Source organism: Acidimicrobiales bacterium, assembly GCA_036273495.1.
In the GTDB taxonomy this organism is placed as follows: domain Bacteria; phylum Actinomycetota; class Acidimicrobiia; order Acidimicrobiales; family JAJPHE01; genus DASSEU01.
This window is the reverse complement of the sequence record DASUHN010000279.1, coordinates 1-2,620: the sequence shown is the minus strand read 5'-3', so window position 1 is coordinate 2,620 and position 2,620 is coordinate 1. Positions and strand designations below refer to the sequence as shown.

The following is a 2,620-nucleotide window of genomic DNA, read 5'->3' as shown; positions in this document are numbered from 1 at the left end:
GAGCAAGGCCAAGAAGATCATCGACTTCGTCACTCGGATCCTCAAGGAGGAGCGGGACATCGTCATCGCCTCCCGCCCCCTCGAGGCCACCTCGTTCCAGGTCGAGAACGTCAGCTGGACCTATGTCTTCTACGAGAGCGGCCTCTCCATCAACGTGCTTTACACCCTCGACGACTCGGGAAAGCGGGCGGTCGGCCTCAAGCTCTCGGAGGGGATGGAGGTCCCCGCCGACCTCTCCGCCTTCAAGTTCGCCCGCCAGAAGTCGAAGCTGGCCGGAACCATCCGCGGTTCCTTCTTCGTGCTCAAGAAGGAGTGGAACCCGCCCAGCTAGTCTATTGACATGGGTGTGCCACGACGGCATACTCGTGTCAATGAGCGTGGTCGGCGGACCGTCGCTGCGGGAGCGGCAGGCGGAGCAGGTGCGGGCTTCGGTGCTCGAGGCCGTGACCGCTCAGCTCGAGAGCCGGGCGGTCGACGACATCTCCATGGCGGACGTCGCCGCCGCCTCGGGGGTCTCCCTCCGGACGCTGTACCGGTACTTCCCGGACCGGTCCTCGCTGCTCGACGCCGCCGCCCGCCACGTCGTCGACTCCCTCGGCCTCCCGGTCGCCATCGACGGCCCCGGGGCCGTCTCGGCCAGCTTCCAGGACGCGGCCCGGAGGTTCTCGACCCGCCCCGAGCTGGCCCGCGCCCTGGTGAAGACGACGGCGGGGCGGACGGCGCGCTCGTCGGTCCGCCCCGAGCGCAGCGAGGCCGTGGCCGCCGCCCTGGCGCCCCTCACAGACGGCGCCGACCCCGGCGCGGCCCGGAGGGCGGCCGCCGTCATCACCCATCTGTGCAGCCTCTCCTCGTGGGTGACCATCGCCGACGAGAGCGGCCTGTCCGACCGTGAGGCCCAGGCGGCGGTGGCGTGGGCCATCGACGTCCTGATCCACGCATTGGCAGCCATCACCGAACCAGAGGAGCAACCGTGACCGTGACCCAGTCCCAGACCCAGTCCCAGCCCGTCGCCAACGCCACCCGGCGCCAGATCACGACCGATCCGACCACCAGCCGGGCGTGGTGGTTCCTCGGGACCCTCGCCGTCCTGCGCAACCCCGAGGGTGCGCCCCGGAGCCCGGCGGTGATCGAGCTCACCGTCCCGCCCGGCGGCTCTCCGCCGCTCCACGTCCACGACACCCTCGACGACTCCTTCCTCGTGATCGAGGGGGAGGTCGCGGTGCGCTGCGGCACGGACACGGTGCTGGCCCGGCCCGGGTCGTACGTGGCCCTTCCGGCCGGGGTCGAGCACACCTTCCGGGTGACCAGCTCCGGTCCGGCCCGCATGCTGCTGGTCCACGGCGATGACAGCTTCCTGCGGTCCATCGAGGCCCTCGGGGTCCCCGCCGGCCAGCTGAGCCTTCCGCCGGCCGGCGAGGCCGGCCCCGACGTCGAGACCCTCGTGCGGGTCATGGGGGAGCACCAGGTCCGGATCGTCGGGCCGTCGATGAGCGACGACGAGGCGCGCCGGGCATCGGCCCGGCCCGAGACCACCGACATGATGGCCGTGCACCGCGTCTTCCGTCAGGCCTTCGCCGCCGCCCCCACCCTCGTCGGTGGCGCCGCCGCCGGGGAGCCGGGACGCATCGAGCTGGTCGCCTCCTATTACGACAACGTGCTGCGCTTCCTCAACGTGCACCACAACGCCGAGGACTCCCTCGTGTGGCCCAGGCTGACCGAGCGCTGCCCGGCCCAGTCGGACCTCGTCCAGCGGATGATCTCCCACCACGACCAGGTGCACGCCGCCCAGGAGCAGGCCGCCGCCGCGGTGGGGGAGTGGTCAGCCTCCGCTGGACCGGAGACGGCGGCCCGGCTGACCGGTGCGCTCGCCGAGCTGAGCGGCGTGCTCCTGCCCCATCTCGACGAGGAGGAGGACCGGATCGTTCCCCTCTGCGCCGACCACCTGAGTGTGGAGGAGTGGGGCCAGATGCCCGGCCACGCCATGGCCCACTACGACGGGGACAAGATCTGGCTGATCCTCGGGCTGATCCGGCAGAACATGACCCCGGCCCAGCGCGACGCCATGCTCGAGCACATGCCCCCTCCGGCCCGTGACATGTGGGTCAACATGGGCAACGCCGCCTTCGACGGGTTCATGGCCCAGCTCCGCCCGCCGTCGCCCGAAGGGGCAGATCAACCCGCCCGATCGGCCACCTGATCGGCCCGCCCGGCGGCGAGGGCCTCGGATACGGTGGTCCGGAGACTCCTCCGGGGGGCAGGCGGTGAGCGGATCGCACCAGGCGTCGAAGGAGGAGAAGGGGCGGGCTCCCGAGGGGCCGGAGGGCCACGGCCCCTCCAGCCACGGGACCGCCTCCCGGGCCGGCTCCACGGCAGCGTCGCCGGCGGGGCCGCCCGGGCTCCTGACCCTTCAACGCCTGGCCGGGAACTCCGCGGTCGCCAGGTCGGTGGGAAAGCCGACGGACCGCTCACCGGTCCTGGATGTGGTGGGACGGGGCGGCCGGCCTCTCGATCCCGGCGTGCGGGCGCCGATGGAGCACGCCCTCGACCATGACCTCTCCTCGGTGCGGGTCCACACCGACGCCACCGCCGGCGCCTCGGCCCTGTCGGTCGGCGCCCGGGC

At 72.3% G+C, this 2,620-nt stretch carries 4 protein-coding genes; all 4 read left to right on the top strand.

Annotation, left to right across the window (positions count from 1 at the left end):
* The coding region (locus tag VFW24_11955) for a phage tail protein (GenBank protein ID HEX5267477.1) at nt 1–331 on the top strand (331 nt) is incomplete at its 5' end.
* A 40-nt stretch (nt 332–371) separates the two neighbouring features.
* Nucleotides 372–974 (top strand): TetR/AcrR family transcriptional regulator, encoded by a 603-nt coding sequence (locus VFW24_11950; GenBank protein HEX5267476.1) that lies wholly within the window; start codon nt 372–374, stop codon nt 972–974.
* Nucleotides 971–2,197: a cupin domain-containing protein gene (locus VFW24_11945; GenBank protein ID HEX5267475.1), complete on the top strand. Its 1,227-nt coding sequence runs from the start codon at nt 971–973 to the stop codon at nt 2,195–2,197. Before VFW24_11950 ends, VFW24_11945 begins: the two co-directional genes overlap by 4 nt.
* Nucleotides 2,198–2,261: 64 nt before the next feature.
* Nucleotides 2,262–2,620 (top strand): DUF4157 domain-containing protein (locus VFW24_11940; GenBank protein HEX5267474.1); only part of this gene is annotated, 359 nt, incomplete at its 3' end.

Bases quoted from the DNA above. Each gene is read 5' to 3' on its own strand.
- VFW24_11950 (HEX5267476.1), top strand. From the start codon at position 372: ATGAGCGTGGTCGGCGGACCGTCGCTGCGGGAGCGGCAGGCGGAGCAG.